The following is a 26,724-nucleotide window of genomic DNA, read 5'->3' on the forward strand; positions in this document are numbered from 1 at the left end:
CCGGCACGCGGCGCTGATTCAGCGCTACTGCCGCCCGGACCCCGCACGGGGGGCCGGCGGGATCACACCGGAGGCGGAGCGCCGATGAGCTTCGCACGGCCGGGCCGCCGGTGTCAGGCGAGAGGGACGAATGAGTCGAGCGACTCGGGCAGGGTCTGGCCGCCGTCGACGGTGAGCGTCTGACCGGTGACGAACGAGGCTTCGTCGGACGCGAGGAAGAGCACGGCGTGTGCGATGTCGGAGGTCTCGCCGAGCCGGCCGGCCGGGATCGCGGCGGCCATGCGCCGCAGGTAGTCCTCGCCCAGATCGCTCAGCCCCTCGGTGCGGACGTTTCCGGGCAGGACGGCGTTGACGGTGACACCCGCAGGGGCCAGTTCCAGCGCGGCGCTCCGGAGGAACCCCAACTGGCCCGCCTTGCTCGCGCCGTAGTGGGACCACCCGCTGTAACCCGTGGTGGGCCCGGTGATCGAGGAGGTGAGCACCACGCGTCCGTGTCCCGCGCGTTCCATGGCCGGCAGGAACGCCTTCGTCGTCAGGATCGTGCCCCGCAGGTTGACGGCGAGGACATCGTCCACATCCGCGGCCGTCATCTCCCTCAGGGACTTCTCGGGGAAGACCCCGGCGTTCGCGCACACCACGTCCACATGCCCGTGGCGCGCCTCGGCCTCGTCGGCCATCGCCTCGATCGCGCTCGGGTCCCGGAGGTCCACGCCCAGACCGGCGACCCGGGAGCCGGTGGTCCGCGCGAGCTCGTCCGCCACCTTACGGGCGGCCTCCTCGTCCCGCCCCGTGACGACGACAGCGGCACCCCGACGGGCGAACAGCTCCGCGATGCCCCGCCCGATGCCCCGCGTCGCCCCCGTCACGACCACGGACCGCCGTCGCCAATCGGTCTCCGTCACCATCAAGCTCCTTTGTGCCCCACGCCCGCACCTCGTGACCCCACGTAGCCACTCCGGCGATGATCAACACGCTAGGTCACCGGTGGTGGCTGCGTCCCGGACCGCGGTGAACTCCGGCCGAATACCGCCTCGGTTCCGGCCGGGAACAGAGGAGCGGGGGACAGGGAGCGGAACCGGGAGGCAGGGGCAGACCGGAGGCCGCGGACGTGCGGTTGCACCTTCCGTAGCGGCATGTGATCCGGTGGGTCCACGTCCCTGTCCCGGTCCATCGAGAAGAAGGCCCCTGCTCATGCATTCGTCCTTTGCGCCACCCCGCCGGATCAAGATCGGCGACGCGGCGGCCTTCGCCGGCAGCACTCCGCGGGCGATTCGCCACTACCACGAGATCGGCCTGCTCCCGGAGCCCGAGCGGGGCTGCGACGGCCGCCGCCGCTACGGCTACGAGGACATGATCCGCCTGCTGTGGATCCGCAGGACGGCCGACGCGGGGATCGCCCTGGACGACATCCGTGACGCCTTCACCACCGGCACGGCTTCTGCCGGCGCGGACAGCGGAGAAGACATCGCGGGCATCCTGGAGCGGTTGGAGGAAACCCTCGCCGAGCAGGAGGCGGAGCTGCGGCGGCAGCGGGCCGCCGTGCAGCGGATGCGCACCGAAGGCAGCCGGATGGGCCTGCTCTCCGACCTCGTCACCGGCCGCCTCAAGAGCCTGCCCGAGGGCTCCCTGCGCCCGGCGGACCTGGACACCCTGCTGGTCACCGAGCGGATCTTCGGCCCGCTCGGCGCGGCGGTCCAGGCCACCCGCTTCATGGTCCTGGCCACGCATCCCACCCTGCGGGAGGAATCCGACCGCGTCGATGAAGCCGAGGAGGCACTGGACGACAGCGTCGCCGTCGATGACCCACGGGTGGCTCAAGTGGCCGCCGAGCGACACGCCTTCGAAAGCGCCCTGCACGCCGTCATCGAGGAGTCCGGTCTGGACAAGGACGACGATGCCCTCTTCGACGCCTGGGAAACGGCGCACCCGGCTACCGCCGATGACGGCGAGGGAGAGGGCGAGGACGAGGCAGGCCTCGGCTCCGGCAGGCGGGAGGCCGACTCCATGAGCGTGTTGGACGCCATCGGCAAGATGCCCTACGACTTCTCCCCAGCGCGCCTGCGCTGTATGGAACTGGCCGTGGAACTCTCCAACCACGACTGACCAGCTGCCTGGTTGCTGTGACCGGGAACCTCCACCGCGGTGGAAGCTCAGGTCTGGCTAAGCTGCACATCGCGACATCACGTTCGGTTGCCAGGGGGAAGACAGATGTTGATCGAGGTTGCAGGAGTGCGTGTACCTGCGGGGCGGGCGGCAGAGGCGGCGCGACTGGTGTGTGAGGAATACGCCGACGAAGCCCTTTACCACCACTCTGTGCGGTCGTACTTCTTCGGCGCGGCCTGGGCGGAGACACGCGGCCTCGACTTCGACCGGGAGCTGTTCTTCGTCTCGGCATTGCTGCACGACTTGGCGCTCACTCCGCCTTTCGACAGCCACACGCTGTCGTTCGAAGAGGCTGGCGGCCACCTGGCACGGGTCTTCACGGCCGGTCTTGGCTGGCCGACCGAGAGGCGCGACCGGGCGGCCGAGCTGATCGTGCTCCACATGCGGGACGACGTCGCGCCGGAAGCAGACGTGGAGAGCCGGCTGTTGCAGGTGGGGACCAGCGCGGACGTCTCCGGGTCGGGGCTGGAAGCCTTCGACGCGTCGTTCAGGGACGCGCTCGTCGCGGCGTACCCCCGACGGGGCTTCGCCACGTCCTTCGTGCACCTGTTCCAGGGGCAGGCTGAGCGCAAGCCAGGGTGCGCGGCGGCGGAGTTGGTGGCGGGAGGGTGGCCGGAACGGGCCCTGTCGAACCTGCTCGATCAGAGCTGAGGGCTGAGGGCTGAGTCCAGGTCTGGACGGGGTGGTTGGGGTGGTGGGAGTCGACCATGTCGAAAGCCGGTCGGGCCGGCCCGTGGGGCCCCCAGCGCGGCCCGGCCGCCCGGCTGCCCGGCCGTCCCCGTGGCCGACAGGGGACTTACGGAGAGGGTCCCCGTCGTCCCGCGTGCGGGGAGGCGGTGAGGTGTGTAGCCCCGGGAGGTTCAATCCGTAGGAGGCGCGCCCTGATGCCAGATCAGGGTGTAGCGCCAGAACAGCCGTCGGCGCAGCCGCGCGCCGGGCAGCACTCGGCGGGCCTCGCGAACGATGTCCGGAAAAGGCGTGGCCGCCGGTCGGGTCGGCGCGGTCATGGCGACGGGGCGCGGCGCTCCGCGGCCCTTGTTCTTGAACCAGGCCATGGCGATGTTCGACGGTACGGCGACCGCGTCGATCAGGTAGTCGCTCCGGGACCGCGGGCGGTAGAGGCCGACGACGATCAGGGTTCCGCCGGGGGCCAGGAGCCGGCGGAAGTGCGTGAGCGCGTCGGTCAGTTGCATGTGGTGGATGGTGGCGACGCAGGTGATGACGTCGAAGAGCCCGGCCGGTATGTCCTCCAGCGCGTCCCCGGCGGAGAAGGTCACCGGAACCCCGGGAGGGGTCCGCGCCCGCGCGCGATCGACGATGGCGGGGTCGGCGTCGATGCCGAGCACCGCCTCGGCCCGGGAGGCCAGCAGTCTGGCGAGGTCGCCACTGCCCGATCCGACGTCCAGGGCGCCGGCGAAACGTCCGGGAAGCCGGCGCATGATCCATGGGTGGTAGTGGGCGTTGTGATCCCACGGGTGGGCGGCGTGGAACCGGTCGAGTGCGCGCAGGAGGCGGGGAGTACGGCCGTCATGAGGTGAGTCCATCAGAGCCGAGCCGTCGCCGGTGGTGGGGGAGCGCCGTCAGCCGGCCGGCCGGGGAACCGGCCGACCCGGGGGGTCGGGAGACGTCGGGAGGTCCTTCGTCCCGGGGCAGACGGGAGTTCGACGACAGGGCCTTGGGCCTGTCCGATGGGTCGCTGCCGGACATGCTGGCCTACTACCGCGTCCCCGGCCCCGCCCCGCCCGGCTCGTCCTCACCGGCCCGGCCGGAGCGGGCAATGCAACTCGACTGTGAGCACCGCAAAGCACTCCAGTTCGCGTAACGGCAGATCAGGCCCGATCCCAGGCCGTCACTTCGCACCGTCCCGCTCCGACGCTGCCAGGCGCCGCCGGTCAGCAGACGTACCGGGGCGCCTCATCAGGAAGCTCGGATCTCGTGGCTCACGGCGTGGAGATAGTCGTCGATGGCTCGGTGGTTCTTCGTGAGGCATTCGATCTTCTCTGCCATCCGGTCACGTTCGCGTTCGAGTGTCGCAATCATGTCTGGGGTGACGTACGGCAGATGTATCGCCTGCGGACTGTCCAAGCAAGGAAGGATCTGCTTGATGATCCGTGTCGGCAGGCCGACATCGAGCAAGCCCCGGACCTGGCGCACCCGATCGACAACGTACTCCTCGTAGTGCCGGTACCCGTTGGGGAGCCGTTCGGACTCGATCAACTCTTGTTCCTCGTAGTAACGGAGCATCCGAACCGGCGTGTCCGTGCGCTCAGAAAGCTCCCCGATCCGCATCCCTCACCCCTCGCGTCCGGGCTGCGATGCAACCGCACTTGACCCTCACATTAATGTCACACATTGATGATGACGATATGACACGAACGGATACGTCACCACCTCCTCCGGCCGCTGGGACGCGGTTCCCCATCGCGGGTCTGCTGGCGCTGGCTGCCACGGGGTTCATCACGCTCCTGACCGAGACGATGCCCGCCGGGATGCTGTCGCAGATGAGCCGCGACCTGGGAGTGAGTGAGGCGGCTGCGGGGCAGAGCGTCACGGTCTTCGCGATCGGGGCGATTCTCGCGGCGGTCCCTCTGACGAGAGCTACGATCGGCTGGCGACGCAAGCACCTGCTGCTGTTCGCCATCTCGGGGTTCGCGATCGCCAACACTGTCACCGCCTTCTCGGACAGTTTCGTGCTCACCCTGGCCGCGCGGTTCCTCGGCGGCATCGTCGGCGGCATGCTCTGGGCGCTCCTTGCCGGATACGCCCGGCGGATGGTTCCCGCGCACCAGCGCGGCAAGGCCATGGCCATCGCCATGGGGGGCGGGACCGTTGCCCTGTCCGTCGGGGTCCCCGCAGCAGCGTTCCTCGCCAAGGCCGTCGAATGGCGATTCGCGTTCGGGATCATCACGCTGGTGACTCTCGCCCTGTTTGTATGGGTGATCGCCAGCGTTCCGAACTTCCCCGGCCAATCCAAGGGCGCACGACTGCCGCTGCTCCACACGTTCCGCCTACCCGGGGTCGCCCCGATCCTCGTCGTGACGTTGACGTTCGTGTTCGCGCACAACATCCTCTTCACCTACATCGCCCCATTCCTGGCCCCGCTCGGCATGGCAGGTCAGGTCGATTCGGTGCTACTCACCTTCGGTCTGGTTTCCCTCGTGAGCATCTGGCTCACCGGCGTACTCATCGACCGGCACCTGCGCACGCTCATGATTCTCGCCTGCACGCTTCTGGCAACAGCCGCTCTCATCCTGAGTGTTTTCTCCGGTACCCCCGCTCTCGTGTACGCCAGTGCAGCCCTGTGGGGACTCGCGTACGGCGGTGCCTCAACTCTGCTGCAAACCGCGGTCGCTGACGCCGCGGGTGCGGCAGGCGACGTCGCACAAGCACTCCTCACCACATGCTGGAACATCGGGATCGCCGCAGGCGGGATCATCGGCGGTATCACCCTCAACGTGCTGGGACCCCCCTCCCTGGGCTGGATCACACTCGCGCTCCTGCTCCCCACGCTCGCTATCGTCATCGGCACACGTCGACACGGATTCACCAGCCGCGCATTCGCATACGAGACCACCTCCGCACCGGATGCGTGACCATCAGGCACCCGAGAACGGCGCGCAGGCGTACGAAGTGATGAAACCGCTGACCCAGGACGACCCGGAACGCACATGGCAAGGCCGCTTCGTCCCGATAGCGGGGCACTGGGGCTACGAGTTCGGGTGGGCCCTGGAGTTGGAGAAAGCGCATGCCCGCAAGGGCCTGCTCAAGCATCTGGAGTCGCTGCCGTGGCCGCACCCGCATTCGGTGCGAGTTCTGCTTCGCGACCAGGACGACGACTGCTTCGGGCTATGGATGTTCCACGAGGGCCGACTGGTGGAAGTCACCATTTCGCGCACCGCTCCCCAGGTGCCGACAGACTCTCACGAGGCGTTTCACTGCGGTCGGAGCCATAGACGGATCGCGGCCACGCTGACCGTCCCGTGGAAGACGTATGCCCGTTTGTCGAAGCGCGTGGCGACGGCTCGGGAGTTTTAGAGCCCGCCTCGCGAGCGTCCCAGGGCCTCATCGAGACGGTGACGCGCCGGGTTCATCCGCCGACCAGCGATTTTCGGGGCGCGCGTGGAGGCGCCAGCCGCGTGCTGATGAGCGCGGCAGGTCGTGGAATCGACGCTGACCATGCTCCAGTCGATCCGACCCTCGGCATCGGCGTCTGCATACACCTAGGGCTACGGCTACGGTTCAAGCCGCGCGACCCCTCCCGTTTCGAGGGCCGCCCACAGAGCGCCGTCGGGACCCAGGGCGATGCCGTGCGGCTCGGACGACGGTGACGGCAGGGTGTACTCGGTGATCTTGCCGCTACCGGTGATGTGGCCGATGCCGTTGGCCCCCCATTCGGTGAACCAGCAGTCTCCGGTGGAGGCCGCGACGATGGCGTGGGGTTTGGCTGTGCGGTCGGGGAGCGGGAACTCCTCGACCGCGCCGTCCACCGAGATCCTGCCGATCTGGCCCGCCGCGATCTCGACGAACCACAAGGCGGTGCCGTCGCTGGTGATACCCACGGGCGCGGCGCCCGGGGTGGGGAGCGGGTGGATGACGATGTCTCCGTGGACAGTGATGCGGCCGATCGCGTTCGCCTGGTTGAGGGTGAACCACAGGGCCCCATCAGGGCCTGCGGTGATCGCCGAGGGATAGGCGCCCGTACCGGAAAGGGTGAACTCGGTGATCTCTCCCGTGCTGGTGATGCGGCCGATCCGATCGGTGTTCATCTCCGTGAACCACATCGCACCGTCCGGACCGGCGGTGATCCCGAAGGGGCCGCTGTCGGGCGTGGGCACGGGGAAGGAGTCCGTGTCACCGTCGACGGTGATCCGGCCGATCCGGTGGTCCAGGGAGCGAGTGAACCACAGTGCTCCGTCGGGTCCGGGGGCGATGATCGTAGGGCGACACGCGGGCGGTTCCAGCGGGTATTCGTCGAGCTCGCCGTCGAGGGTGAGGCGTGCGACGCGGCCGCTGTGCGCGAAGGTCAGCCACAGTGCGCCGTCAGGTCCGGTCGTGATGCCGTACGGACCAGCGCCCTTGTCTGCCACGGACATCTCGCTTACGACCACGACAACTCCTTGGAGGGGGGTGGGGTGGGGTGGGGATGGGGCGGGGATCAATCGGCGTTCCCGACCGATGCCGCAGCGTGGTCCGGCAGCAGGTCGAGAATGATCGCGGCGAGGTCGGCGGGCCGGGTCATGGGGATGTTGTGGTTCGAGCTGATGTCGGTCAGCCGGCGGCCGGGGACGGCGTCGACGACGGCACGCACTTCGTCGCGCCGCGAGGCGTAGAAGCCATCCTCGGCCAGCGCGATCGTCGTCGGACAGGTGAGGCGGTCGTACACCTCGATGCTCGGGAAGACTTCCGCGTCGCGCTCCACGGCGGTGACGGCCGCGATCTCCTCGAAGGCCGGTCGCCGTACCCACCGGTGGCCGCGGCGCAGGAAGGAGCGCCGCGTGACCTTCTCGACGAGTTCGTGCCGTGCTCCGGCGTTGAGCCAGTCCCCTCCGGCCTCCCGCGCGCACTGCTCGACATAGGCGTGCATCTGGTCGTCGTCCGCTTCCCAGCCGTAGCGGAACATCGCCCGCAGACGGTCCGCCGCCTCGGTGGTCCGCGCGGCGGCATGCTCGGCGAGCGACGCGTTACGGTCATCGAGCACCACGCCGTCCACGATGCAGAGGGCGGCCGGTTGCACGAGGCCACTGGCAGCGGCGGCCGTTACGGCGTACCCGCCGGTGGAATGGCCCACCAGCACGGGGTGGTCCCAGCCCAGCGCGGTGACGACGCCACCGAGGTCTCGCCAGTACTGCTCGGGTCCGGTCGAGTCGAGCCGGGTCTGCCCGTGGCCGCGCAGGTCGACGGCGACCGGGTGACACGCGCTCACCAGACGGGTCGCCACATCGGCCCAGGCGGCGGCGTTCTGTCCGCTGCCGTGGACGAGCAGCACCCCCTCACCGTCGCCGCCGAAGTCCACACCCGAGAGGACGCCGTCCACGACGGGGAGTTCGATCTCCGTTCCGATCATCACCGCACCCTTCCTACCGGAAGCCAACGAGCGCAACCGCTTTTCCGGCAGGAGTTCGGTGCGGGGCGGGACAGGTTGCCTGCCCGTGCAGCGGGACGCCCCACCGTGCGGGCACGGTGGGGCGTAGCCGGAGTGATGGCAGCGGCGGCGGTCAGGCGGTGGTGTCGAAGTCCCCGGCCTTGACGCCCGCCACGGAGGCGGCGAACGCGGCGGCGTGGACGCCGAGGGCGGGACCGCCCGAGTTCTTCGAGTCGCGTACGGGAACGGTGCCGGTGGCGGACGCGGTGCGCGGGGCCCACTCAACGCAGGTGCCGCCGTTGTCACTTTAGGAGGACTTGAACCACTGCGGGGTCGTGGATTCGGTCGTCACGGGGTGCCCTTTCGATGCTGGTGGATCATGTCCACCGTATCTGTCTGCGACAGAGAGACGCCTGAACCGACCATATGCGTCACTGGACTTGGCGCCACAGTGAGTTCAGGCCGTAGTCGCCTCCTCGCCGACGCCCTCACGCCGGGACTAGTTCGGGGCGGACGGTGCCCCGGGCACGCTGGTAAAGAGCCTGGGCTTCGTGGTTCTTGAGGTGGGGAGCGATGAGACGGAACATGTTCACCATGCGCTGGTCGATGCGGCCCGAATTCACCAGCGGATAGTCCTCCAGCGCCAGCCCCCACGTCTTGCAGGCCGCTTCCAGATGCCCCGTCGCCAGTTGGCGCTCGGCGAGGATGGCCCGCTCCTTGACGCGCGTACGACGGTAGATGCCGTACCGCAGACGGTCCGATTCCTCCATGGCCGTGACAGCACCGCGAACGTCGCCCATTTCGAACCGCACCTGGCTGGTGTGATAGCTCAAGGAGGCCGGAGCGTAGGAGCCAAAAACCTTCCCGCGTGCCTCTGCCTTGTCCATCGCGCCCTCGGCTTCCTGCAAATACATGAGAGCAGAGCGACGATCACCGATCTGTGCCGCAGCATGCGCCTGCTGACCCGCGAGAAAGGCGCGCATACGGGGGCCGGCCTGAGGAGACGATGCCGCAGCGGCATCGGCGAGACGCATGGCCACTGGCCCTTGTCGCAGATCCACCGCTTGCACGCTCATTCCACGGAGAGTGGTGCAGAACGTCAGATGATCCTCGGATGCTCCGGCGAGCTCCAGGGCCTTGAGGTAGTAGTGCTGCGCGAGGCCGTGAAGTCCCTCGTCGACCGCCATGTATCCCGTGAGGTAACAGAGGTCCGACGCTGCCGACATCATCGCCCTGCGCACATCCTCGGGCCCGCTTGTCCGGAGAAAGGGCGCAACCGTGTTCACGAGGAACGTGGCTGCGAGCGGCCTCGCGGTGCGCCCGCCGAACTGGTCGTCCATAGACGAGAGTTGCTCGGTCATTGCGGTCACCGTGTGTACGTCTGACATACCGAGGCGCGATCGAACGCCTAGCTGGGCGGCCTCCATTCGGCCCACCACGTCTGGCCAGTCCGGCACGGTGAGAGCTACCGAGAACAGGGCAACTCCCAGCACGCTGCGCCGGGAAGGATCCATGTCCAGTCTTCCGAGGTCAAGGACCCCGTCCACCGTACTGACCGGAGCTACCTCCGTTCGCCGCTCGGGATCCGGGACGGGGAAGCCGGCCTCAGACGAGGTGACGGGCCGCCCGAGCTTACGAGCGAAGGCTTCCAGGATGAGTGCCCGGGCATTCTCGCGCGGAACACCCCCGTTCAACCACTGGTGTACGGAAGGAGCGCGGTACCGCTGAGGAGTTCCGTGCTCGGTTCCGATTAGGTTGACCGCTTGCGCGCATTGTCTGAGCGTCCACCCTGTCTCGCGGAACAGTCGGTCAAGGCTTGTGTTCGGCTCGCCAGTACCCAAGTCCCCGTCAACTCCCCCTGCGCGACGACGCCAAGCGCTTAACGCTCTTAATCCTTGCTCGCTTCTCAACACTACCGCCAAGCGCGCTCGCACGGTTACCTGGAGTGGCCGTGCGATCACGATATGGAAAGAGGGTCAGGTGGATAGGGATCCGTTACTGCCTGCCGTGGGTGCGTTCATGGTGGACATAAGCCGTGGCGACGGTGTTGCGGAGTTCCGGGGCGTCGCCGGTCCGTACTGGTCCCTCCGGCCCGTCGCCGGTGGACGCGAGTGGGAGGTCGAACCGCGTTACGTACGACCCGCGTTGCTCATGGAGCAGCTACGGGCCCGCACCGCGCGGCTCAACGCCCGCAGCCGGGGCGAAGTGCTGTGAGGGCGGCGCTTTCGGCCCCGGGCCGCGAGAGGAATCTGGACTACGTCGCGGCCGTCGCGGTGACGGTCGGCGGCCGGGCTCTCCCGCTCGGCGGAGTCGCCCTGCCGAACCGCCGGCTCGTTCTGCGCTGGCTCCGGCGGCAGGCCCTGCGGCTGGCGGACGGGCGCGGGCGCGATCCGGCCCCGGCCGCCCGGTGGCTCGGCGCCAGAGACGTCCGGCCGGTCACCTTCCACGGTTCCGACGCCCCCGAGGCGCTCCGGGCGTGGGCGGACGACCACGGCAGCCAGGACCACGCCATGAGCGCGCTGGAATCCGGACTTCCCGCCCTGCTCACCGTGGTCGACCCCTTCGTGGGGCTGCGCGTCACCCTCGGCCGGTGGCCGGTGGATCTGTGCGGCTGGGCGTCGGCGGCAGCCTCGGTGAACGGCCCGTGCCCGCCCCGTACGGAAGGGGTCTGACCCCGTGCTGCAATGCACCGCCGTGACCCAAGTCCCCTACGCCGAAGCTCTGCTGGCGCTCGCCACGATGGAGGGCGGGCCCGTGTACCCGCCCGATGTCCTCGACCAGGACGACTTCCTGCTCTGTGAGCTGGCCGCCCACGACGAGACGGCCGAGCACGCCGCGCACCTGTGGACGGCCGACGTGCCGGACGACCGGGACCTGTGGCTCCTCTGGTCGGGGACCGGCGCGCACCGCGTCCACCGACTCGACACGCTGCGGCTCTGCCCCGCCGTGCTCCGCGAGCTGGCGACCCGCACGGTCACCACGTGCGCGTACTTCGACCACCACCCCGGGCCGCACTCCTTCTCCGTGACCGACCCGCTCGGCGACCTCATCGCCGAACACGTCCACAGCGAGGTCCGGCGACTCGTCTCCGGGGACGACGCTCCCGGCGCGCCCGATGCCCCCGATGTTCCCGACACCGACGCGCCGTGACGGCGACCGGAGGTTCCACCCCGTGAACCAGTGCACTGCCGTGGCCCTGCTGCCGCCCCCGGAGTTCCTGATCCGGCTCGCCGCTCCCGGCGGCAGCCGCCCGGAGGCCGGGTACCTCCTCTGCGAGCCGGCCGACGACCACGACGGCGACCACGCGATGGCGCTGTGGGACGACGACGCGAACCGCACGGCCGTCTGGGCCCGTTGGCGTGGCGAGCGGGCGACTCTGTCGGAGCTGGCCTGGTGCGGCGCGATCGACCCACGGGGCGAGGACGCGTGCGGGCTGTTCGCCGGCCACCGCTCCGCCCATGACTGGAACATCGTCGATCCGACGCTCGCGGCGGTGGACGCGGTCCTCGCGGGGGAGCGCCCGGGGGAGCCCGCAGAGTGAAGGCCGCCCCCCCCCTTCTCCGTGATCAACAAACCGGTGAAAGCCGACGGAACGTGGATCGGCTGGAGGCAGATGGAGAAAGCCGGGCTCAAACAGACGCAGGAAGCGCGGCTGCCGCTGTACGAGCGCCCTCGCCGCTTCCGTTCGTACTCCTCCTGGCTCGTGCCGGGCCTGATCCAGAAACGTGAGCACACCGAAGCAGTGCTGCGTGCCGTGCAGCGCAGCCGGGTCGAGGTGGACGACGTGCCGTCCGCCCAGGCGGGTGGGCCTTCGTCCTCTGTGGGCTGAGTGAAACCGACGCGGGGTGTGCAGGGTTCGGGAACCGGGCGGTGCTATGTGCGGGGCCTGAGGCGCATGTGCAGCCGTTGCGGGCTGAGTGTGAGGGCCAGGGCGGGGCGGACGGGGCGGCCGGGCAGGGGTTCCAGGCGCCATCGTGCGGCGATCGTGGCCAGGATGATGACGGCTTCGGTGATGCCGAACTGGTCGCCGATGCACTTGCGGGCGCCTCCGCCGAACGGGATGAAGGAGCCGTCCGGTGGGTTGAGGTGGCGGGAGCTGCTCCACCGGTCGGGGTCGAATTGCTCGGGGTTGTCGTACTGGTCGGTTCGGTGGTGGATGAGATAGGGGCTGAAGAAGACGGCCGTGCCGGCGCGGACGGGGTGCGAGCCGAGGTGGGTGTCGGTGGTGGTGGTGCGGCTGACGAGCCAGGCCGGCGGATAGCGTCGCAGGGATTCCATGAGGACGCGGCGTGTGTATTCCAGCCTGGGCACGTCGTCGAGTGTGGCTGCGGCGCCGGCGAGAACGCTGTCGGCCTCGGCGTGGAGCTGTTCTTCGATGTGGGGATGCTGGGCCAGTGCGTGTAGTGACCATGCCAGGGTGGCGGCCGCGGTCTCGATGCCGGCGAAGAAGAAGGCCATCAGCTGGTCGATGATCTCGGCGTCGGAGAGGTTCTGGTCCTGGCCGTCTTCGGGGGAATCGGGGCTGCCGAGGAGTACGGACAGCAGGTCGTCGTGGCCGGTGGCGGCGGAGCGGCGGTCTGCGGTGGCGCGGGCCATGGTCTGGCGCAGGCGGGATCGGGCCTGGTAGTAGCGGCGGTTGCCGGGGGCGGGGAGCGTGTTCAGGCGCGGTGGTGTGACCATGCGCCTGAAGATGCCGTCCGTGATGGCGCCGAGGTCCTCCAGTACCTCGGTGATAGCGGTGGGGTTGAGGGTGTCGGCGAACATGGTCGCCACCAGGCCCCGGGCGACGATGTTCTGCATCTCGGTATAGGCGTCGATGGTCTGGCCGTCGGTCCACGAGCGGGTGATGGTGTCGGTCTGTTCGGTCATCAGGCGGGCGTACGCGGGCAGGCGGGCAGGGTGGAAGGCGGGCTGGACCAGCCGTCGCTGGCGGCGGTGGTCGGTATGGGGGCAGAGGGGCAGGCCGTTGCCCAGGACTTCCCTGCCCTGGTCGAATGCCGGGCCGCCTTTGTCGAAGGTGCGGTCGTTGACCAGGACGTGGCGGGTCAAGCCCGGGTCGCAGACCAGAAGGGCCTTCATGGGGCCGATTCGGATGTGGACCAGGTCTCCGTGGGCGGGCAGTGAGGTGAGGAATTTCAGGGGGTCGCGTACCAGTGGCAGGAGGTGGCCGAGGAGAGGCAGCGCTCCCGGTGCCTGGCTGATCGGAACGTCCGTTGTCATAGCTGTCCACTCTCCGGTCGGCGGTGCGGTGGATGAAGCGGGGACGCGGGGTGCGCGGGGCCGGTTGCTGCGGGTGGAGCCGTGCCGGATCCGGGGAGGCGGATCCCGCGATCCCGCCGGTTCAACCCGGTGCGCCCTGGGTGCTTGGGGCTGGCGTGTGCGGGCGTGGAACGGCACTGCCCGGTGACCCGCTGTCCGTCATGGGGCATCCTCGGCGGCGCCGGGCATGGCCGGCGGCGATTCTGTACGGGGCCTGTGCCGCGGTTGCTGCCGAGGTCGTCAGATGAGTGTGGCGAGGTGCTGCATGGGGCCGGTCGCCGGGGCGCGCGGTCGGTGTAGCGGGCGGTTTCCTCTGCCCGGAGGGCGTTGCCGGTCATCCAGGTCTTGAGTCCCTCGACTATTTCGGTGAGGGCTTGGCGGTCGCCGGGCTGCAGGTGGGGGTAGAGGGCGGCCTCGGCGCGGCTCTCGGCGGCGAGGAACCGTCCGACCTGGACGTCGACCCGCTGGGCGACGAGAGACGTGGACGTCGACCCGCTGGGCGACGAGATCGGCGGCTTCCTGCAAGGAGACGTCGAGTTTGCTGGTCAGGACCACGACATAGTCGCAGAGGTCGTTGACGCGGATCTCCTTGGGCGCGGAGTACGGGTCGTTGACCCAGGCCCCGACGTGGGAGGCGGCTTCCTGTACCCACGCCTGGGTGTGCTGCTGGGCGCGGTCTTCGTGGGGGTGGAGCCTGGACGGCAGATCGAGGCGGAGCTGAGGGACTGCGAGATCCATGATCACTCCCTGGTCTCTGTCCTGACAGTGGCGGGGCAGCGGCCCGCCGGTTCCTTTCCTTTCAGGAGAGCCAGTCCCACCCCAGGAAGGGAAGGTCTCGGTGACCAAAAGGGCGTGAACGTGTTGAACGGTCCTGTGCAGGCGAACCAGGGGGCGGGCCAGACGAAGGCCCGCTAGGAACAGCACCCTGAGGGCGGGGGTGAGGCGGATGGTTCTCGGGGGGCGCATGCGGATGCGAACGGGTCGAGGTGTGCTGCCCGTCGTTGCTGGTGGGAGAGGCTTCGGTGAGGTGCGAGGCGGGCTAGGAGGTCATCTCATTTGGTGAGTCTGCGGTAGCAGATGAGGGTGCAGGCGATGCTGGCGAAGGCGAGGAAGTGGATGGCTTGGCGTTCGTAGCGGCGGCGGGGTAGGCGGCAGCCGGCGAGCCAGGCCATGGTTCGCTCAAGGGTCCAGCGGTGGCGCCCCAGGCGTTTCCCGTCTTCCACGCCTATGCGGGCGATGCGGGGTGTGATGCGCCGGTGGCGGCTGTCGTAAGCCTTGTCGGCGTGAAGCTTGGCTGGCCGACGCCGACGGGGCCCGCGGCGCGAGCGGATGGGAGGTATGCCCCGCACGGGCGGCTCAAGAGCCCGACTTTCGTGGCGATTCGCGCCGGAGATGCCGATCGTAAGCGGAAGCCCGGACCGTTCGGTGATCAAATGGATCTTCGGCCCGTACTTTCCCCGATCCACAGGCTTCGGACGCGTCAGATCCCCCTTTTCAGGGCCCGCATGTTCACCGAGTCAACCGCACACCGCGACCAGTCCAACTCGCCACGCGCACCGAGCTCGTCCAGCACCAACCGGTAGAGCTTCGCCCAGACCCGAAACCGGCTCCACTCCACAAACCGACGGTGCGCCGTCGCCCCGGACGGCCCGAACACCGGCGGGACCTGCGACCACGTGCAACACGCGCCCAGATTACCCAATCAGCCAAATGAGATGACCTTTTATGCGGACTTCCTTCCGGACCTGTACATCAGCGCTCCGATGACCAGGAAAACAGCGGGAGCGGCCATCACCGGAACGAACCTTGCGCCAAGGGCCAGCATGACCACGACTAATATCACCATGACCGCGGTCAGGGCGAGTATCAGGAGTCCGAAGACCTTACTTATCGTCTTCTGCTCGTTGGTCACGGGGCCATCCCTTCCTGGTCATCTCACGCTCTCGCGCCACCTTGGTCGACAGTCAAGCGCGCCCATTCTTCCCTCTTTGAATGAAGAAGCAGCCGATGACGGAAATACATCCGATGATCGCCAGCAGGCCCCACCCTCCGCTGTTGCCGGAAGCGATCAGGAAAACAGAAAGGGCGATACCTGCGACTGCGAATGCTGCGGCGAACTGCACATACCGCTTGACGACGGCGCGCTGCTCCGTTGTCCATCCGACGTGCGGCTCCGACATCTTCATTCCCCCCGTGTGCCCCCGGTTTCGCTGGTGAATCCCGTGCCCACTCCGCCGGCAGACGGCCCGTCAGCACGAATGTCGCGCGACACGAAGCGACGACTCTGCGACTTTGCCGCTCGGGGCCTTCCGGCCCGGGCAGGCGCGCTTTGAGGTGGCACAGGGATGGGCGAACGATGGGTTTCACGCTGAAGCCGCGGATCCCAGTACGCGGTAGCGCCGAGGACCCTTCCCGAGGCCGGGTCCACCTGCGCCGCGGAGGTCGAGGAGTACATCGACATCCAGCTCGGCCGTGCGGCAGCCGGAAGGATGGCCCCGTACGCTCGCCGCTGCGGCTCGGGGCACCGGGGCGAACATCGAGGCCAAGTACCTGATGTTCCGGCACGCGTTCGAGAAGTGGGGCGTGGCGCGGGTCGACCTGAAGACGGACGCCCGCAACAGCCGCTCCCGGGCGGCCATCGAAGCGACGGGCGCCCGGTTCGAGGGAGTGCTGCGGAACTGGTCCCGCTCCTGGGCTCCGGGCGAGGACGGCCGGCTGCGGGACTCCGCGATCTTCTCGATCACCGCGGCGGAGTGGCCGGACTGCCGGGTGCGGCTGGAACAGCGCATCGTTCGTGACCCCGCACACCGGCAGCCGGCCCCCGTGACGCGGTAGCGCGCCTCTCGTTCGGCCGGCTGCCGTCGTCCGGCCTGCCCTCCTCACGAAGGACAGGCCGGCGCCGCAATCTCAGATCGAGAACCGCTCCCGCTCCAGCAGCGGCCGCACCCGGGACCGGAAGCCGCCCGTGCGGAACGGCTGCTGGAGCAGGCCGGGCCGCAGTTCCTGGGCGAGGGCCGCGACGATCATTCCCTGGTCCAGGGCGAGCATGAAGTCGCTGACCCGGCCCGTGGACACGTTCACCGAGTCCCGGAAGCCGAGCCCGTCCTCGTACGCGCCGAAGTCCCGCTCCAACGCCCGCAGGTTGGCCACCGCCTCCCGGCCCGCGAACGGCAGGGCCAGGAAGGAGGCGTGCGGGGTGACGACGCCGTTGGTGAACGCCGAGGGCGGCGGCAGGGGTTGGCCGTCCGTGGTGTGTGTGCGGTCGGTGTTGGAGGCGTAGCCGTCGACCGCCATGCCGAGCGCGTCGACCCCGTACTCCTGGTAGCCGTCCTCCGGGATGTTGGAGGGGGAGAAGCCCCAGTAGCCGTACTCCGCCTCCCGCAGCCCGTGGTCGATCTGGCCGCGTACGTAACGGTGGTGGGTCACGCCCCACGCGCGCGGCGACCACTGCTGCTCCGGTACGAACAGCGGCACCATCAGCGCCTCGAACATCGAACCGCCCCAGGTGGGGATCACCTTCCGGCCGCGGTGGGTGTAGTGCCCGTTCCAGACGCGTACGCCGTCGACCGTGACGTACCCGCCGCCCGGCTTCTGCTCCTGCTCGTGCTCCGGCAGCATCGTCCGCAGCAGGTGCCAGTAGTGGTCGCCGGGGAGGGAGCCGTCCGCGATGCCGAGGTAACTGGCCATCCGAGGCTCGGTGTTGAGCGCACCGTAGTGGTGCGGGGTCGGCTCGTCCGTGTCGGTCCAGACGCCGCCGCGCAGCTGGCCGGGGCCCGCGACCGGGTCGGCCGGGTCGTACGGGGTGTAGAAGTACGACCAGTCCGCCGTGGCCAGGATGCGGTGGATACGGGGGCGCAGAGAGGGCGCGGCGTCGGCGGCTGTCCGCAGGCCCGTCACCAGCCAGGCGTTGTCGACGGAGGACAGGAACGGGCGCACCGGGTCGCCGGTGCCCGGCCACTGGGTGAGCACCGAACCGTCGTGCGCGTCGTACCAGTTGAGCCAGAAGCCGTGGTGGCGTTCCAGCTTCTCGACGGCGGCGACGGTACGGGTCAGCGCGCGGATCATCGTGCTCTCGCGGATCACGCCGAGGCCCGCGGCGGCGACCGTCGACCACAGGCCGCAGCCGATGTTGGTCGGCGAGGTCTGGGCGGACTGGGCGGGGGCGCCGGGGCCGCTGAGGTCGATCTTGTCGGTGACGAGGCCGAAGTCGGTCGTCATCGCCTCGATCGAGCGGTACGTGTCGCGGAACCAGGTCTTCAGGAGGCGTGGGTCGGCGGGGGCGGCGACAGCCGCCGGGGCGGTTACGGCTCCGAGCGACAGGGCCGCGGCCCCGGTCCCTGCGGCGGTGAGAAACGTGCGACGGTCCATCGTTCCGGCTCCTGGTGGCAGAAGGGGGAGGGGAAGGGCAAGTCGTGGTGTTCGGCCGTGCGGGTAGTGCGGGGTAGTGCCGGGTAGTGCCAGGGACGCGAGGTTGTGCGGGCGTCCGAGATCGTGCGGGCGCGTGTGAGCTCGCGCCGGGCGTTCGGGGGATGTGAGCTCGCGCCGGGCTTCGGGGGTGTGCGGGCGCGTGTGAGGTCGCGCTGGGCGGGCTGGGTTGTGCGCGGGATGCGAGGTCGCGCCGGGTGTGCGCGGGTGTGGTGCCGGGCGGGCCGGGGCCGGCGGTCGTCAGGATCCGCCGGCCCCGGCCCACCCGAGGGAGCCGTCAGGTGGCTCCCCGTACGGAGGGGCAGCCCCGGGGGTGGATCAGGCTGCCGTGCGCGGGAGTTCGCGGGTGCGGCCGAGCGAGCCCAGCCACTTCGCCGAGTCGCGCGGGGTGCGCTCGAAGGTCTCCCAGTCGATGGCGATCAGGCCGAACGTGGCCTTGTACGTGCCCCACTCGTAGTTGTCCAGGGCGCTCCACGCCAGGTAGCCCCGGATGTCGATGCCGTCGGCCAGCGCGGCGGCGACCTCGTCCAGCGCGCCCGCGTAGTAGTCGACCCGGCGGCTGTCATCGGCCGTGGCTATGCCGTTCTCCGTGACGATCAGCGGGACGTCGCCCACCACCTCGGCCGTGTGGCGCAGCGCCTCGCCGACCGCCGTCGGGTAGTACTCCCACGTCGTCAGCGTCCGCTCGACGTCGTCGGCCGCCGGGATCGGTCCGTCGGGGCCGATCCGCGTACGGGTGTAGGACTGCACGCCGATCCAGTCGTCGCCGCGCGCCGCCTCGATGAAGACGTCCTCGCGCGGGTGGCGGTAGGCGGCGGTGACGTCCTCCGCACCGGGGAGGGCCTGGTAGACCTGGTTGGCGATGGTCCAGCCGACCTGGATGCCCGCGTCCAGGGCCCGGACCTCCTTGACGGCCGCGTGGTGGGCGGCGATGACGGCCGCGGTCGTCTCGTCGTCGGGGGTGGGCAGGCCGGCGGGCGGGAAGCTGTTGTCGCCGCGCTTGGCCTGGCCCGCCATGACGGCGATCATGTTCGGCTCGTTGATCGTGCAGACGTGGCTGACGCCCTCGGCGATGACGGGGGCGCAGGCCGCCACGTACCGCGCGAACAGCTCCACCGCGCCCTCGGCCGTCCAGCCGCCGCGCGCCTCGAACCACTGCGGGACGGTGAAGTGGTGCAGGGTCACCATCGGGCGCAGGCCGCGCTTGATCGCTCCCTCCACCATCCGCCGGTAGTGGGCGAGCTGGGCACGGGAGAAGTGGCCTTCGACCGGCTCGATGCGGGCCCACTCGATGGAGAACCGGTAGTCGGTGAAGCCGAGGGAGGCCAGCAGGTCCATGTCCTCGGGCCAGCGGTGGTAGCTGTCGCAGGCGTCCAGGCTCGGCTCCGCGATGTGGGTGCCGGCGGCGTGCTCCTTGACCCACCAGTCGCAGTCCGTGTTGTTGCCCTCGATCTGGTGGGCGGCCGTGGACGCGCCCCAGAGGAAGCCCTCGGGGAACGGGACGGGGGTCTTCTGGTCCGAAACAGGGGTGTGGGTCATCGCGACATGTCTTTCTGGTGGTGGTGAGGGGTGTGGCCGCGCTCCGTCACGGAGTGGGGTGCGGCCGGTTACGTGAAGTGCCCGGGCGGACGCGTTACTTCATGCCCGCCGTGGCGATGCCCTGCGTGAAGTGCCGTTGCAGCGCGATGAAGACGACCAGCACCGGCAGCACGATCAGGAAGGCCCCGGCCATCAGCATCCCGTTGGAGCCGCCGGCCTTGTTGGGGTCGGTGGCGAAGGTCGCCAGGGCCACCGGGAGGGTGTACTTGTCGGGGTCGTTGGTCGCGATCAGCGGCCAGACGAAGTTGTTCCAGGAACCCAGGAACGTGAAGATCGACAGGGTCGCGAGGGCGGGCTTCACCAGCGGCATCACGATCCGCCAGAAGATGTACCACTCGCTCGCGCCGTCCATCCGGGCCGCTTCCAGCAGCTCGTCCGGGATCGACTGCATGAACTGGCGCATCAGGAAGACCCCGAACGCCCCGGCGGCGAACGGCAGCACCAGACCCGCGTAGCTGTCGATCAGCTGGAGCTTGCTCATCAGCACGAACAGCGGCAGCAGCATCAGGTTGCCGGGCACCATGAGCGCGCCGAGCACCAGGCCGAAGACCTTGTTGCGGCCGACGAAGTTCAGCTTGGCCAGGGCGTAGCCGAGCATCGAGCAGAAGACCAGGTTCGAGACGGTCACCAGGACCGCCACGATCACCGAGTTCATGAAGTACAGCGGCAGGTCCAGCTTGTCGAGAAGCTGCCGGAAGTTCTCCAGGGTCCACTCGGTGGGGATCCACACCGGCGGGCTGGCCGACAGCTCGCTCTGCGTCTTGAAGGCCGAGAGCCCCATCCAGAGGAAGGGCGCCGACATGACCAGCAGGCCGAGCGAGAGCAGGACGTAGACCAGGGGGCGGGAGACGCTCCGCTTCGCGCCGTCGTTCTTCTTCCCGCCGTTGTTCTTCCTGCCGTCGTTCTTCGGGGGAGTCGGCGGTGCGTCGCTCTTCAGGTGCTCGACCGCCGCGTTGCCGCTGGTGGCGCTCATTTCGTGTTGTCCTTCAGCAGTCGGAGCTGGAGCACCGTGATGCCCATGATCACCACGAAGAGGACGTACGCCATGGCGCTCGCGTAGCCCATGTGGAAGAAGTTGAACCCTTCGCGGTACATGTTCAGCGAGACCGTGAGGGTCGAGTCGGACGGGCCGCCCTGGGTCATCACGAACGGTTCCTCGAACACGTTGAGGTAGCCGATCGTCGTGATCACGGTGGCGTAGAGGAGGGTCGGACGCAGGAGCGGGACCGTGATGCCCCGGAACTCCTGCCAGACGCTCGCGCCGTCGAGCTTCGCGGCCTCCCGCACCTCGGTGGGGATCGCCTGGAGGCCCGCGATGAACAGCACCATCACCGTGCCGACGTTCCGCCAGACCGCCATGACGATCAGCGACGGCATCGCCAGCGTCTCGGAGCCGAGGAAGTCCGGTGCCGTCCAGCCCACTTCGGAGAAGAGGCCCGCGACCAGCCCGTCGCTCGGATCGAGGACGAACCGCCAGACGACGGCCACCGCGACGATGGTGGTGACCACCGGGGCGTAGAAGCCGACCCGGAAGAAGGTCCGCGCCCGGTCGATGCCGTTGTTCAGCAGGACGGCGACGACCAACCCGATGCCGATGGTCAGCGGCACGCCGACGACGACGAAGTACCCCGTGTTGAAGAGGGACTTGAGGAACTTCTCGTCGCCGAAGAGGTTGACGTAGTTCTCGAACCCGATGAAGTTCGCTTCCCACGGGCGCGTCACGTTGCGCAGCCCGAAGTCCGTGAAGCTCATCACCAGCGTGGCGAGGATCGGGAACGCCATGAAGACGGTGAACAGGACGAGGAACGGGGTGGAGAACAGCCAGCCCGCCGCGTTCTGCACGCCCATCGACGGTTTGCGGCCCCGGCTGCCCCCGGTGGCCGGGGACGGTGCGGCCCCGGCCCTCCGGGGCCCTCGGGCCTTCTCGGTCGTGGTGCTCATGGCTACTGCTTCACGAGGCCTTCGATCTCGGACTGCGCGGTCTTCAGCGCGTCCTCGGCGGAAGCCTTGCCCTGTGTCACCTTGGCGATGGCCTGGTCCACCTTGTCGGTGATCTCGGTCCAGTTGGCCAGGGACGGCGAGGACTTGGCGGTGTCCATCTGCTTCTTGAAGATCTGGAGGTCGGCGTCGTCGGCGAGCGTCCCGGACTCCCACGCGGAGGTGTTGGCGGGCAGGTCCTTCGTCCGCTCGTACCAGTCGGCCTGGCCCTTGGTGTCGGTCAGGTACTTGATGAACTCGGTGGCCGCGGCCTTGCGCTCGCTGTCCTTGGAGACGACGAGGGAGGAACCGCCGGCCATGGAGGTGGAGGAGGCGTCCGCCGGGACGTTGGCGATGGCCCACTTGCCCTTGAGCTGCGGCTGGCCCTCGTTGAGGAGCGTCACGTGCCAGGGGCCGCCGAAGAACATCGGGACCCGGCCGTTGCCGAAGTCCTTCACCACGTCGTAGCCGGGCTGCACGGACTTGTTGGAGAGGCCCTTGTCGAAGTACGAGCCGTACTCCTTCAGCGCCTTGACCGCCTCCGGGCTGTCGACGACGGCCTCGCCCTTGTCGTCGACGATCTCGCCGCCCGCCGAGTACAGGAAGGAGTAGAAGTTCTGCACGGTGTCCAGGCCGCTGGGCTGGATGGACAGCCCCCACTTCGTGCCGGCCTTCTCCTGGTACGCGGTCGCCAGGTCCTTCAGGCCCTTCCAGTCGGTCGGAGCCTTCGTCACGCCCGCCTTCTCGGCCAGGTCCGTGCGGTAGTAGAGGACCCGGGTGTCGACGTACCACGGCACGCCGTAGGCGGTGCCGTCCACCTCGCCCTGCTCCCAGCCCGCCGGGAAGAAGTCCTTCTTGTCGAAGGCCTTGGTGTCCACCGGCTCCAGCACGCCGAGCTCGGCGAACTCGCCCAGGTAACTGCCGCCCATCTGCGCCACGTCGGGCAGGGTGCCGGCCGCCGCTGCCGAGACGAGCTTCTGGTGGGCGACGTCCCAGCCGATCGGGGTCACCTTCACCGTGATGTTCGGGTTGGCCTTCTCGTAGACCTCGGCCACGTCGGCGAGCTTCTCGCCCTCGGCCCCCATGGCCCACACGGTGAGCGTCTGCTTCTCGTCCGCCGCGACGTCGCCGCCGGAGGAGCCGCAGGCGGAAAGGGTCACGGCGAGCGCGAGCGCTATGCCGGCGGGGGCGGTTCTGGCGATGCGGGACATGGGAGGGCTCCTCCTTGAGCAATCCGGATGCTGCACGATGTATGCGCTGCCTGTAAGCGCATACATCACTCTGCGCCAGTCCTTCGGGAATCCGCAAGAGGGTGCTGGGTCACACTCGTGCAACGTGCTCGACACCCTGGCGCCTTGTGGTTGAACCGTAAACGCGCCGTTTGTGGAAGAACAGGCGATGTGACCGATTCGTCGTCAGGGGGTGAGGCCCGGGGGCACGCGCCGTGTCGGCGTGGTCGGCGTCTACCCTCGCGGCATGGCCTCATCCGTCGCCTTCTCCCACGGCTTCCCGTTCGACCCGGCCTACGGGTACGACGCGCCGGACGCCCTGCTGGGCGTCCCCGCCCCGCCCGCCCCCGACGACTTCGACGCCTTCTGGCGGGGCCGGTACGCGCGAGCCCGCGCCGTCGACGCGCGGCCGGTCCTCGGCCCGGTCGAGGAGGAGCGCGACGGCCTCCGGATCCACGGCGTGACCTACACCTCCGTGGGCGGCGTCCGGCTCGGCGGCTGGCTCGCCCTGCCCGCCGAGGGGCCCGTCCGGTACGGATTCGTCGTCGGGCACGGCTACGGCGGCCGCCAGGAGCCCGGCCGCGACCTTCCGGCGCCGCTGCCCGGGGCCGCCGTGATCCTGCCGTGCGTACGTGGCATGGGGGCGCGGGGCCGGGTGGAAGGCATCCCGGACCTGGCCGACGCGCACGTCCTGCACGGCATCGGCTCCCGCGAGTCGTACGTCATCGGTGACTGCGCGGCCGACCTGTGGTGCGCCGCCTCCGCCCTCACGGCGCTCGTCCCGGAGTTGGCGGGGGCCGGCCTCCCGGGCGGACCCCGCCTCGGCTACCTGGGCGAGAGCTTCGGCGGCGGACTCGGGGCCCTCGCGCTGCCCTGGGACGACCGCTTCGGCGCGGCCCAGCTCACGGTCCCCACCTTCGGCAACCACCCGCTGCGCCTGACCCTGCCCTGCGCGGGCAGCGGCGAGGCGGTCCGGGCGCACCACCGCGAGCACCCCGGGGCCACGGATGTCCTCGCCTACTTCGACGCGGCGACGGCGGCGACCCGGCTCACGCTGCCCACGCTGGTCGCGGCCGCGCTGTTCGACCCGTCCGTGCCGCCGCCGGGCCAGTTCGCCGTGCACAACGCGCTGGCCGGCGAGCGTGAACTCCAGGTGCTGAGGGCGGGGCACTTCGCGTACCGGGGCATGGCGGCCGAGGCGGCACAGCTGGACGCGAACCGGACGCGGTTCTTCGGGGAGTGGCTGACGGCGGGGCCTGATCCGGTGGCCTGAGGGCCCGGGCGCCGGGCGGGCCCGGCTGACTCATGGGCCGGTGCGTCGTCCGGTGACGGCCGTCAGCGCGGGCGGCGACCACGAGGGCCGGGCCGTGTCTCCGTGCCAGGCATGGCGGCGCAGTCGCCTGCCGGAGCGCCCCGCAGCTCCGAGCAGCGCCCCGGCGTCACATCGCGGACGACCGGAGTCACGGGTTGCGGAAAGTTCGGCTCTTGTGGGTGACTTTGCCCCAGAGAGACAGCGCAGCTGTCAGTGGTCCCTGCTTGACTGAGGCCATCGAACCCAGGGAGCGAGTTATGCCGACTGTGATCCATAGGACGCGCAGCGAGCTTGAGACCCAGCGTGAGCACCTGTTGGCCAGCGTGAACATGACCTACGACGAGCTCGCGGAACGCGCTGCCACCTACAGCCTCAGCATGAACGAGTTGGACGTGTGGCACACGATCGAAGGTCTCGACTACCTTCTCGAAGGTGACTGCTGAAGAGGCCAAGGCCCTCGACGTGTCGGCGGCGGATTTCGCTGACCAACTGACTGCCCTGACGCGGGGTGTCCTCGGAGAGGACACCCCGCGTTTTCATGCGATCAACATGGGTTCCAAGATCAGGGTCTCGCCGATACGGGAGGACGAAGTCCTTCAGCGCATCCCGGTCAGCATCGGTGGGGAGCAGCGTCTCAGCCTCATGGTCCGGTTCTACTGCTGTTGGGACGGGTCCAGTACGTTCATGGCCACCGATCAGGCCGACGTGCACGTCTTCTACGCCGGGAGCCCCGACCCGTTGTTTCGCTTTGAATACGTGCGGCGCAGCAAGGAGCCGCCGGGTGCTCACGTGCAGGTGCACGCGCATCGCGATGAGGTCGCCTACCTTCTGCGGCTGGCGGAGAAGGGGCGTCCGAAGCAGAGGTTCAACAGGCTTCCGCGCTTGGCGGAGTTGCACCTGCCGGTCGGCGGGCACAGGATGCGCCCGGCGCTGGAGGACGTGCTGCTTTTCCTGAAGCGGGAGTTCGCGATCGACACGGTCGACGGCTGGAAGGCCGTGATCGACGAACATCTGCGCAGTTGGCGGCTGATGCAGCTGAAGACGGCAGTCAGGGACGCCCCCGACTCGGCCGCCCAGGTTCTGCGCAGCCTTGGGTACGCAGTGGTCGAGCCGGTGGTGCCTGGGGCGCGCCAGGCGTCGGACGAGGTCAAGCTGTTCTGGCCCTGACGCATAGGCATGCCGTGGGGAGCCGGTGAGTACCTGCTCGATCCCGCCCGCCCGTCCCGTCCGCGCGTCCTGCCCGCCCCTCCCGCGCGCCGCCGGCCGGCTCAGCCGCAGCCGCAGCTCGCGCGGCGGGTCACGGTGACCGGCAGCTCCAGTGAGACCGGGGCGCGGCCCGGGTCCGCCAGGCGCTGCACCAGCAGCTCCACCGCCTGCTCGCCCAGCTGCCGGATCGGCTGCCGGACGGTCGTCAGGGGCGGGCGGACGATCCGGCTCAGCGGAATCCCGTCGAACCCGGTCACGGCGATGTCCTCGGGCACCCGCACCCCGCGCCGCTCCAGCGCCTGGAGTGCGCCGACCGCCATCTGGTCGTTGGCGAACAGCATCGCCTCCGGCCGCTCCACCCCCGTACCCTCCGACCGGTCCAGCAGGGTGCCCGCCGCCCGCGCGCCCTCGGCCTGCGTCATCATCCCGGCGCGGAGCTCCGGCCGGGAGGGCACCGGAAGGCCCGCGTCCCGGCACCCCTCCTGGAAGCCCCGGAACCGCGCCTCGGCGTCCGGTGAGTTCTCCTCGCCGCCGATGAACGCCAGCCTGCGCAGCCCGTGGTCCTCGATGAGGTGGCGGGTCAGTTCGCGCTCGCCCTCGGCGTTGGCCACCACGATGTGGTCCAGGTGGTCGATCTCGCGCGGTCCGGAGAGCATCACGACGGGCAGCCGGCGCGATATCACCTCCAGGTCCTCGGTCGGCACCGTCCGCGCCAGTACGGCGAACCCGTCGACCCGGCCCGCGATCTTCGCCACCAGGCTCTCCGGCCCGCCGTCCAGCGCGGCGGCGATCAGCAGGGCGTAGCCATGCCGCCGGGCCGCCCGCTCCATGCCCCGGATGATCTGGTCGGAGTAGAGCATGACGGCCTGGTCGTCGTCCGCGTCGCTCGCGGCGGCGGAGATCTCGGCGTCCTGGTCCGCGAAGTCGGGAAAGCAGAGCCCGAGCACGCCCGTCGTCCGGCTGGCCAGGCCCCGGGCGCTGCCGGATGGCACGTACCCCAGCTCGCGGGCCGCCTCCATGACCTTCTCGCGGGTCTGGGCGCGTACGGAATCGGGGTTCCGGTAGACCCGGGAGACCGTGGCAATGGAGACGCCCGACCGCTCGGCGACGTCGTACACCGTGGGGGCGCTCACTCGACCGACCGTCCGCTTCTTCTTCCGTAGCGCCGCGCCTGGCGCGGCGCTGATCCCGGGCCGGCGGCTCGCTCGCCTGCCGATGCGATCACGAAAGGCTCGTGAAAGCGCATTCACCCTAGATCGTGGGCCGCGGGGGGAGCAAGGCCGCTCGGAGTCGCGCCGAGCGTGCGCCGGGTGCCGCGCGGCCCGCGGGAGTGAAACGTTCCTCCGGCCGAGTGAGCTTGCGTCCGCCGCCCGCCGTGTCTGCGCCCCCTCGCGCGAGGGGGCGTTTCAGTGGGCGGAAGGAATCAGTGTGATCAACTGCAAATGCCACCACATACGCACTATCCGGTCCAT

General features: G+C 69.4%; 27 protein-coding genes and 5 pseudogenes. 13 read left to right on the top strand and 19 right to left on the bottom strand.

Annotated elements, in window-relative coordinates; genetic code table 11:
* Positions 1 to 113: 113 nt before the first annotated feature.
* Positions 114 to 905, bottom strand: a complete 792-nt coding sequence (gene fabG, locus AC3CH1_RS17375) for a 3-oxoacyl-ACP reductase FabG (protein ID WP_488463776.1) — start codon at positions 903 to 905, stop codon at positions 114 to 116.
* 286 nt (positions 906 to 1,191) lie between these two features.
* On the opposite strand from fabG, the gene AC3CH1_RS17380 reads away from it, so the two are divergent.
* Both AC3CH1_RS17380 and AC3CH1_RS17385 read left to right on the top strand, forming a co-directional pair.
* Entirely contained in the window at positions 1,192 to 2,103 is a 912-nt protein-coding gene (locus tag AC3CH1_RS17380) for a MerR family transcriptional regulator (protein ID WP_488463777.1), read from the top strand.
* A gap of 105 nt (positions 2,104 to 2,208) precedes the next feature.
* On the top strand, positions 2,209 to 2,814 hold the full coding sequence (locus tag AC3CH1_RS17385; protein ID WP_488463778.1) for an HD domain-containing protein: 606 nt from the start codon (positions 2,209 to 2,211) through the stop codon (positions 2,812 to 2,814).
* A gap of 209 nt (positions 2,815 to 3,023) precedes the next feature.
* On the opposite strand, the gene AC3CH1_RS17390 is transcribed toward AC3CH1_RS17385, so the two are convergent.
* Positions 3,024 to 3,707: a class I SAM-dependent methyltransferase gene (locus AC3CH1_RS17390; protein WP_488463779.1), complete on the bottom strand. Its 684-nt coding sequence runs from the start codon at positions 3,705 to 3,707 to the stop codon at positions 3,024 to 3,026.
* 373 nt (positions 3,708 to 4,080) lie between these two features.
* A complete protein-coding gene (locus tag AC3CH1_RS17395) occupies positions 4,081 to 4,452 on the bottom strand; it encodes a MerR family transcriptional regulator (RefSeq protein WP_488463780.1) in 372 nt (123 codons plus the stop codon).
* A gap of 53 nt (positions 4,453 to 4,505) precedes the next feature.
* Between AC3CH1_RS17395 and AC3CH1_RS17400 the strand changes: the two genes are divergently transcribed.
* Together AC3CH1_RS17400 and AC3CH1_RS17405 are read left to right on the top strand one after the other, a co-directional pair.
* A complete protein-coding gene (locus AC3CH1_RS17400; protein WP_488463781.1) occupies positions 4,506 to 5,756 on the top strand; it encodes an MFS transporter in 1,251 nt (416 codons plus the stop codon).
* Complete coding sequence (locus AC3CH1_RS17405; protein ID WP_488463782.1) at positions 5,749 to 6,198, top strand: hypothetical protein; 450 nt, start codon at positions 5,749 to 5,751, stop codon at positions 6,196 to 6,198. The genes AC3CH1_RS17400 and AC3CH1_RS17405 overlap by 8 nt, the downstream gene beginning before the upstream one ends.
* Here AC3CH1_RS17405 and AC3CH1_RS17410 read toward each other — a convergent pair.
* The 5 genes and pseudogenes from AC3CH1_RS17410 to AC3CH1_RS17430 all read right to left on the bottom strand — a co-directional run.
* A pseudogene (locus AC3CH1_RS17410) lies at positions 6,198 to 6,383 on the bottom strand (IS5/IS1182 family transposase); the annotation flags it as partial. The gene AC3CH1_RS17405 and the pseudogene AC3CH1_RS17410 overlap by 1 nt on opposite strands.
* 12 nt (positions 6,384 to 6,395) lie before the next feature.
* Positions 6,396 to 7,271, bottom strand: a complete 876-nt coding sequence (locus tag AC3CH1_RS17415; protein ID WP_488463783.1) for a Vgb family protein — start codon at positions 7,269 to 7,271, stop codon at positions 6,396 to 6,398.
* Positions 7,272 to 7,318: 47 nt separating this feature from the next.
* Positions 7,319 to 8,227, bottom strand: coding sequence for an alpha/beta fold hydrolase (locus AC3CH1_RS17420; protein WP_488463784.1), 909 nt, complete (start codon positions 8,225 to 8,227; stop codon positions 7,319 to 7,321).
* Between the two features lie 151 nt (positions 8,228 to 8,378).
* Positions 8,379 to 8,597, bottom strand: a pseudogene (locus tag AC3CH1_RS17425) (DUF397 domain-containing protein).
* Between the two features lie 136 nt (positions 8,598 to 8,733).
* Complete coding sequence (locus AC3CH1_RS17430; protein WP_488463785.1) at positions 8,734 to 10,086, bottom strand: NsdA family TPR-like regulatory protein; 1,353 nt, start codon at positions 10,084 to 10,086, stop codon at positions 8,734 to 8,736.
* A 178-nt stretch (positions 10,087 to 10,264) separates the two neighbouring features.
* Between AC3CH1_RS17430 and AC3CH1_RS17435 the strand changes: the two genes are divergently transcribed.
* The 5 genes and pseudogenes from AC3CH1_RS17435 to AC3CH1_RS17455 all read left to right on the top strand — a co-directional run.
* Positions 10,265 to 10,459 carry a hypothetical protein gene (locus AC3CH1_RS17435; protein WP_488463786.1) on the top strand — a complete coding sequence of 65 codons (195 nt, stop codon included), beginning with the start codon at positions 10,265 to 10,267 and terminating at the stop codon, positions 10,457 to 10,459.
* The gene (locus AC3CH1_RS17440; protein ID WP_488463787.1) at positions 10,456 to 10,917 is read left to right on the top strand and encodes a hypothetical protein; all 462 of its coding nucleotides are present in this window, start codon (positions 10,456 to 10,458) and stop codon (positions 10,915 to 10,917) included. Before AC3CH1_RS17435 ends, AC3CH1_RS17440 begins: the two co-directional genes overlap by 4 nt.
* Before the next feature lie 4 nt (positions 10,918 to 10,921).
* Positions 10,922 to 11,395: a hypothetical protein gene (locus AC3CH1_RS17445; RefSeq protein WP_488463788.1), complete on the top strand. Its 474-nt coding sequence runs from the start codon at positions 10,922 to 10,924 to the stop codon at positions 11,393 to 11,395.
* A 22-nt stretch (positions 11,396 to 11,417) separates the two neighbouring features.
* Positions 11,418 to 11,786, top strand: coding sequence for a hypothetical protein (locus AC3CH1_RS17450; RefSeq protein ID WP_488463789.1), 369 nt, complete (start codon positions 11,418 to 11,420; stop codon positions 11,784 to 11,786).
* Positions 11,787 to 11,858: 72 nt separating this feature from the next.
* Positions 11,859 to 12,047, top strand: a pseudogene (locus AC3CH1_RS17455) (transcriptional regulator); the annotation flags it as partial.
* A 71-nt stretch (positions 12,048 to 12,118) separates the two neighbouring features.
* On the opposite strand, the gene AC3CH1_RS17460 reads toward AC3CH1_RS17455, so the two are convergent.
* The 5 genes and pseudogenes from AC3CH1_RS17460 to AC3CH1_RS17480 all read right to left on the bottom strand — a co-directional run bounded on the left by AC3CH1_RS17460 (position 12,119) and on the right by AC3CH1_RS17480 (position 15,684).
* Positions 12,119 to 13,465: a cytochrome P450 gene (locus AC3CH1_RS17460; protein ID WP_488463790.1), complete on the bottom strand. Its 1,347-nt coding sequence runs from the start codon at positions 13,463 to 13,465 to the stop codon at positions 12,119 to 12,121.
* 279 nt (positions 13,466 to 13,744) lie between these two features.
* Positions 13,745 to 14,470 carry a terpene synthase family protein gene (locus AC3CH1_RS17465; protein ID WP_488463791.1) on the bottom strand — a complete coding sequence of 242 codons (726 nt, stop codon included), beginning with the start codon at positions 14,468 to 14,470 and terminating at the stop codon, positions 13,745 to 13,747.
* An 86-nt stretch (positions 14,471 to 14,556) separates the two neighbouring features.
* A pseudogene (locus tag AC3CH1_RS17470) lies at positions 14,557 to 15,185 on the bottom strand (IS5 family transposase); the annotation flags it as partial.
* Between the two features lie 42 nt (positions 15,186 to 15,227).
* Entirely contained in the window at positions 15,228 to 15,416 is a 189-nt protein-coding gene (locus tag AC3CH1_RS17475; RefSeq protein WP_488463792.1) for a hypothetical protein, read from the bottom strand.
* Positions 15,417 to 15,468: 52 nt separating this feature from the next.
* On the bottom strand, positions 15,469 to 15,684 hold the full coding sequence (locus AC3CH1_RS17480; RefSeq protein WP_488463793.1) for a hypothetical protein: 216 nt from the start codon (positions 15,682 to 15,684) through the stop codon (positions 15,469 to 15,471).
* Positions 15,685 to 15,939: 255 nt separating this feature from the next.
* On the opposite strand from AC3CH1_RS17480, the pseudogene AC3CH1_RS17485 reads away from it, so the two are divergent.
* A pseudogene (locus AC3CH1_RS17485) lies at positions 15,940 to 16,339 on the top strand (GNAT family N-acetyltransferase); the annotation flags it as partial.
* A gap of 72 nt (positions 16,340 to 16,411) precedes the next feature.
* Here the strand turns inward: AC3CH1_RS17485 and AC3CH1_RS17490 are convergent.
* The 5 genes from AC3CH1_RS17490 to AC3CH1_RS17510 form a co-directional block, all read right to left on the bottom strand.
* Entirely contained in the window at positions 16,412 to 17,872 is a 1,461-nt protein-coding gene (locus AC3CH1_RS17490) for a glucoamylase family protein (protein WP_488463794.1), read from the bottom strand.
* A 375-nt stretch (positions 17,873 to 18,247) separates the two neighbouring features.
* The gene (locus AC3CH1_RS17495; protein WP_488463795.1) at positions 18,248 to 19,468 is read right to left on the bottom strand and encodes a glycoside hydrolase family 1 protein; all 1,221 of its coding nucleotides are present in this window, start codon (positions 19,466 to 19,468) and stop codon (positions 18,248 to 18,250) included.
* Positions 19,469 to 19,562: 94 nt separating this feature from the next.
* Positions 19,563 to 20,501, bottom strand: coding sequence for a carbohydrate ABC transporter permease (locus tag AC3CH1_RS17500; RefSeq protein WP_488463796.1), 939 nt, complete (start codon positions 20,499 to 20,501; stop codon positions 19,563 to 19,565).
* Positions 20,498 to 21,469, bottom strand: coding sequence for a carbohydrate ABC transporter permease (locus AC3CH1_RS17505; RefSeq protein WP_488463797.1), 972 nt, complete (start codon positions 21,467 to 21,469; stop codon positions 20,498 to 20,500). The genes AC3CH1_RS17500 and AC3CH1_RS17505 overlap by 4 nt, the downstream gene beginning before the upstream one ends.
* Before the next feature lie 2 nt (positions 21,470 to 21,471).
* Positions 21,472 to 22,716 carry a sugar ABC transporter substrate-binding protein gene (locus AC3CH1_RS17510; protein ID WP_488463798.1) on the bottom strand — a complete coding sequence of 415 codons (1,245 nt, stop codon included), beginning with the start codon at positions 22,714 to 22,716 and terminating at the stop codon, positions 21,472 to 21,474.
* Between the two features lie 265 nt (positions 22,717 to 22,981).
* On the opposite strand from AC3CH1_RS17510, the gene AC3CH1_RS17515 reads away from it, so the two are divergent.
* From AC3CH1_RS17515 to AC3CH1_RS17525, 3 genes are all read left to right on the top strand, one after another.
* Entirely contained in the window at positions 22,982 to 24,007 is a 1,026-nt protein-coding gene (locus tag AC3CH1_RS17515) for an acetylxylan esterase (RefSeq protein WP_488463799.1), read from the top strand.
* A 296-nt stretch (positions 24,008 to 24,303) separates the two neighbouring features.
* Positions 24,304 to 24,489 carry a hypothetical protein gene (locus tag AC3CH1_RS17520; protein WP_397921713.1) on the top strand — a complete coding sequence of 62 codons (186 nt, stop codon included), beginning with the start codon at positions 24,304 to 24,306 and terminating at the stop codon, positions 24,487 to 24,489.
* The gene (locus tag AC3CH1_RS17525) at positions 24,479 to 25,213 is read left to right on the top strand and encodes a hypothetical protein (protein WP_488463800.1); all 735 of its coding nucleotides are present in this window, start codon (positions 24,479 to 24,481) and stop codon (positions 25,211 to 25,213) included. Before AC3CH1_RS17520 ends, AC3CH1_RS17525 begins: the two co-directional genes overlap by 11 nt.
* A 101-nt stretch (positions 25,214 to 25,314) precedes the next feature.
* On the opposite strand, the gene AC3CH1_RS17530 is transcribed toward AC3CH1_RS17525, so the two are convergent.
* Complete coding sequence (locus tag AC3CH1_RS17530; RefSeq protein ID WP_488463801.1) at positions 25,315 to 26,385, bottom strand: LacI family DNA-binding transcriptional regulator; 1,071 nt, start codon at positions 26,383 to 26,385, stop codon at positions 25,315 to 25,317.
* Positions 26,386 to 26,724 lie beyond the last annotated feature (339 nt).

This window comes from Streptomyces sp. MGP-P1, assembly GCF_057766565.1.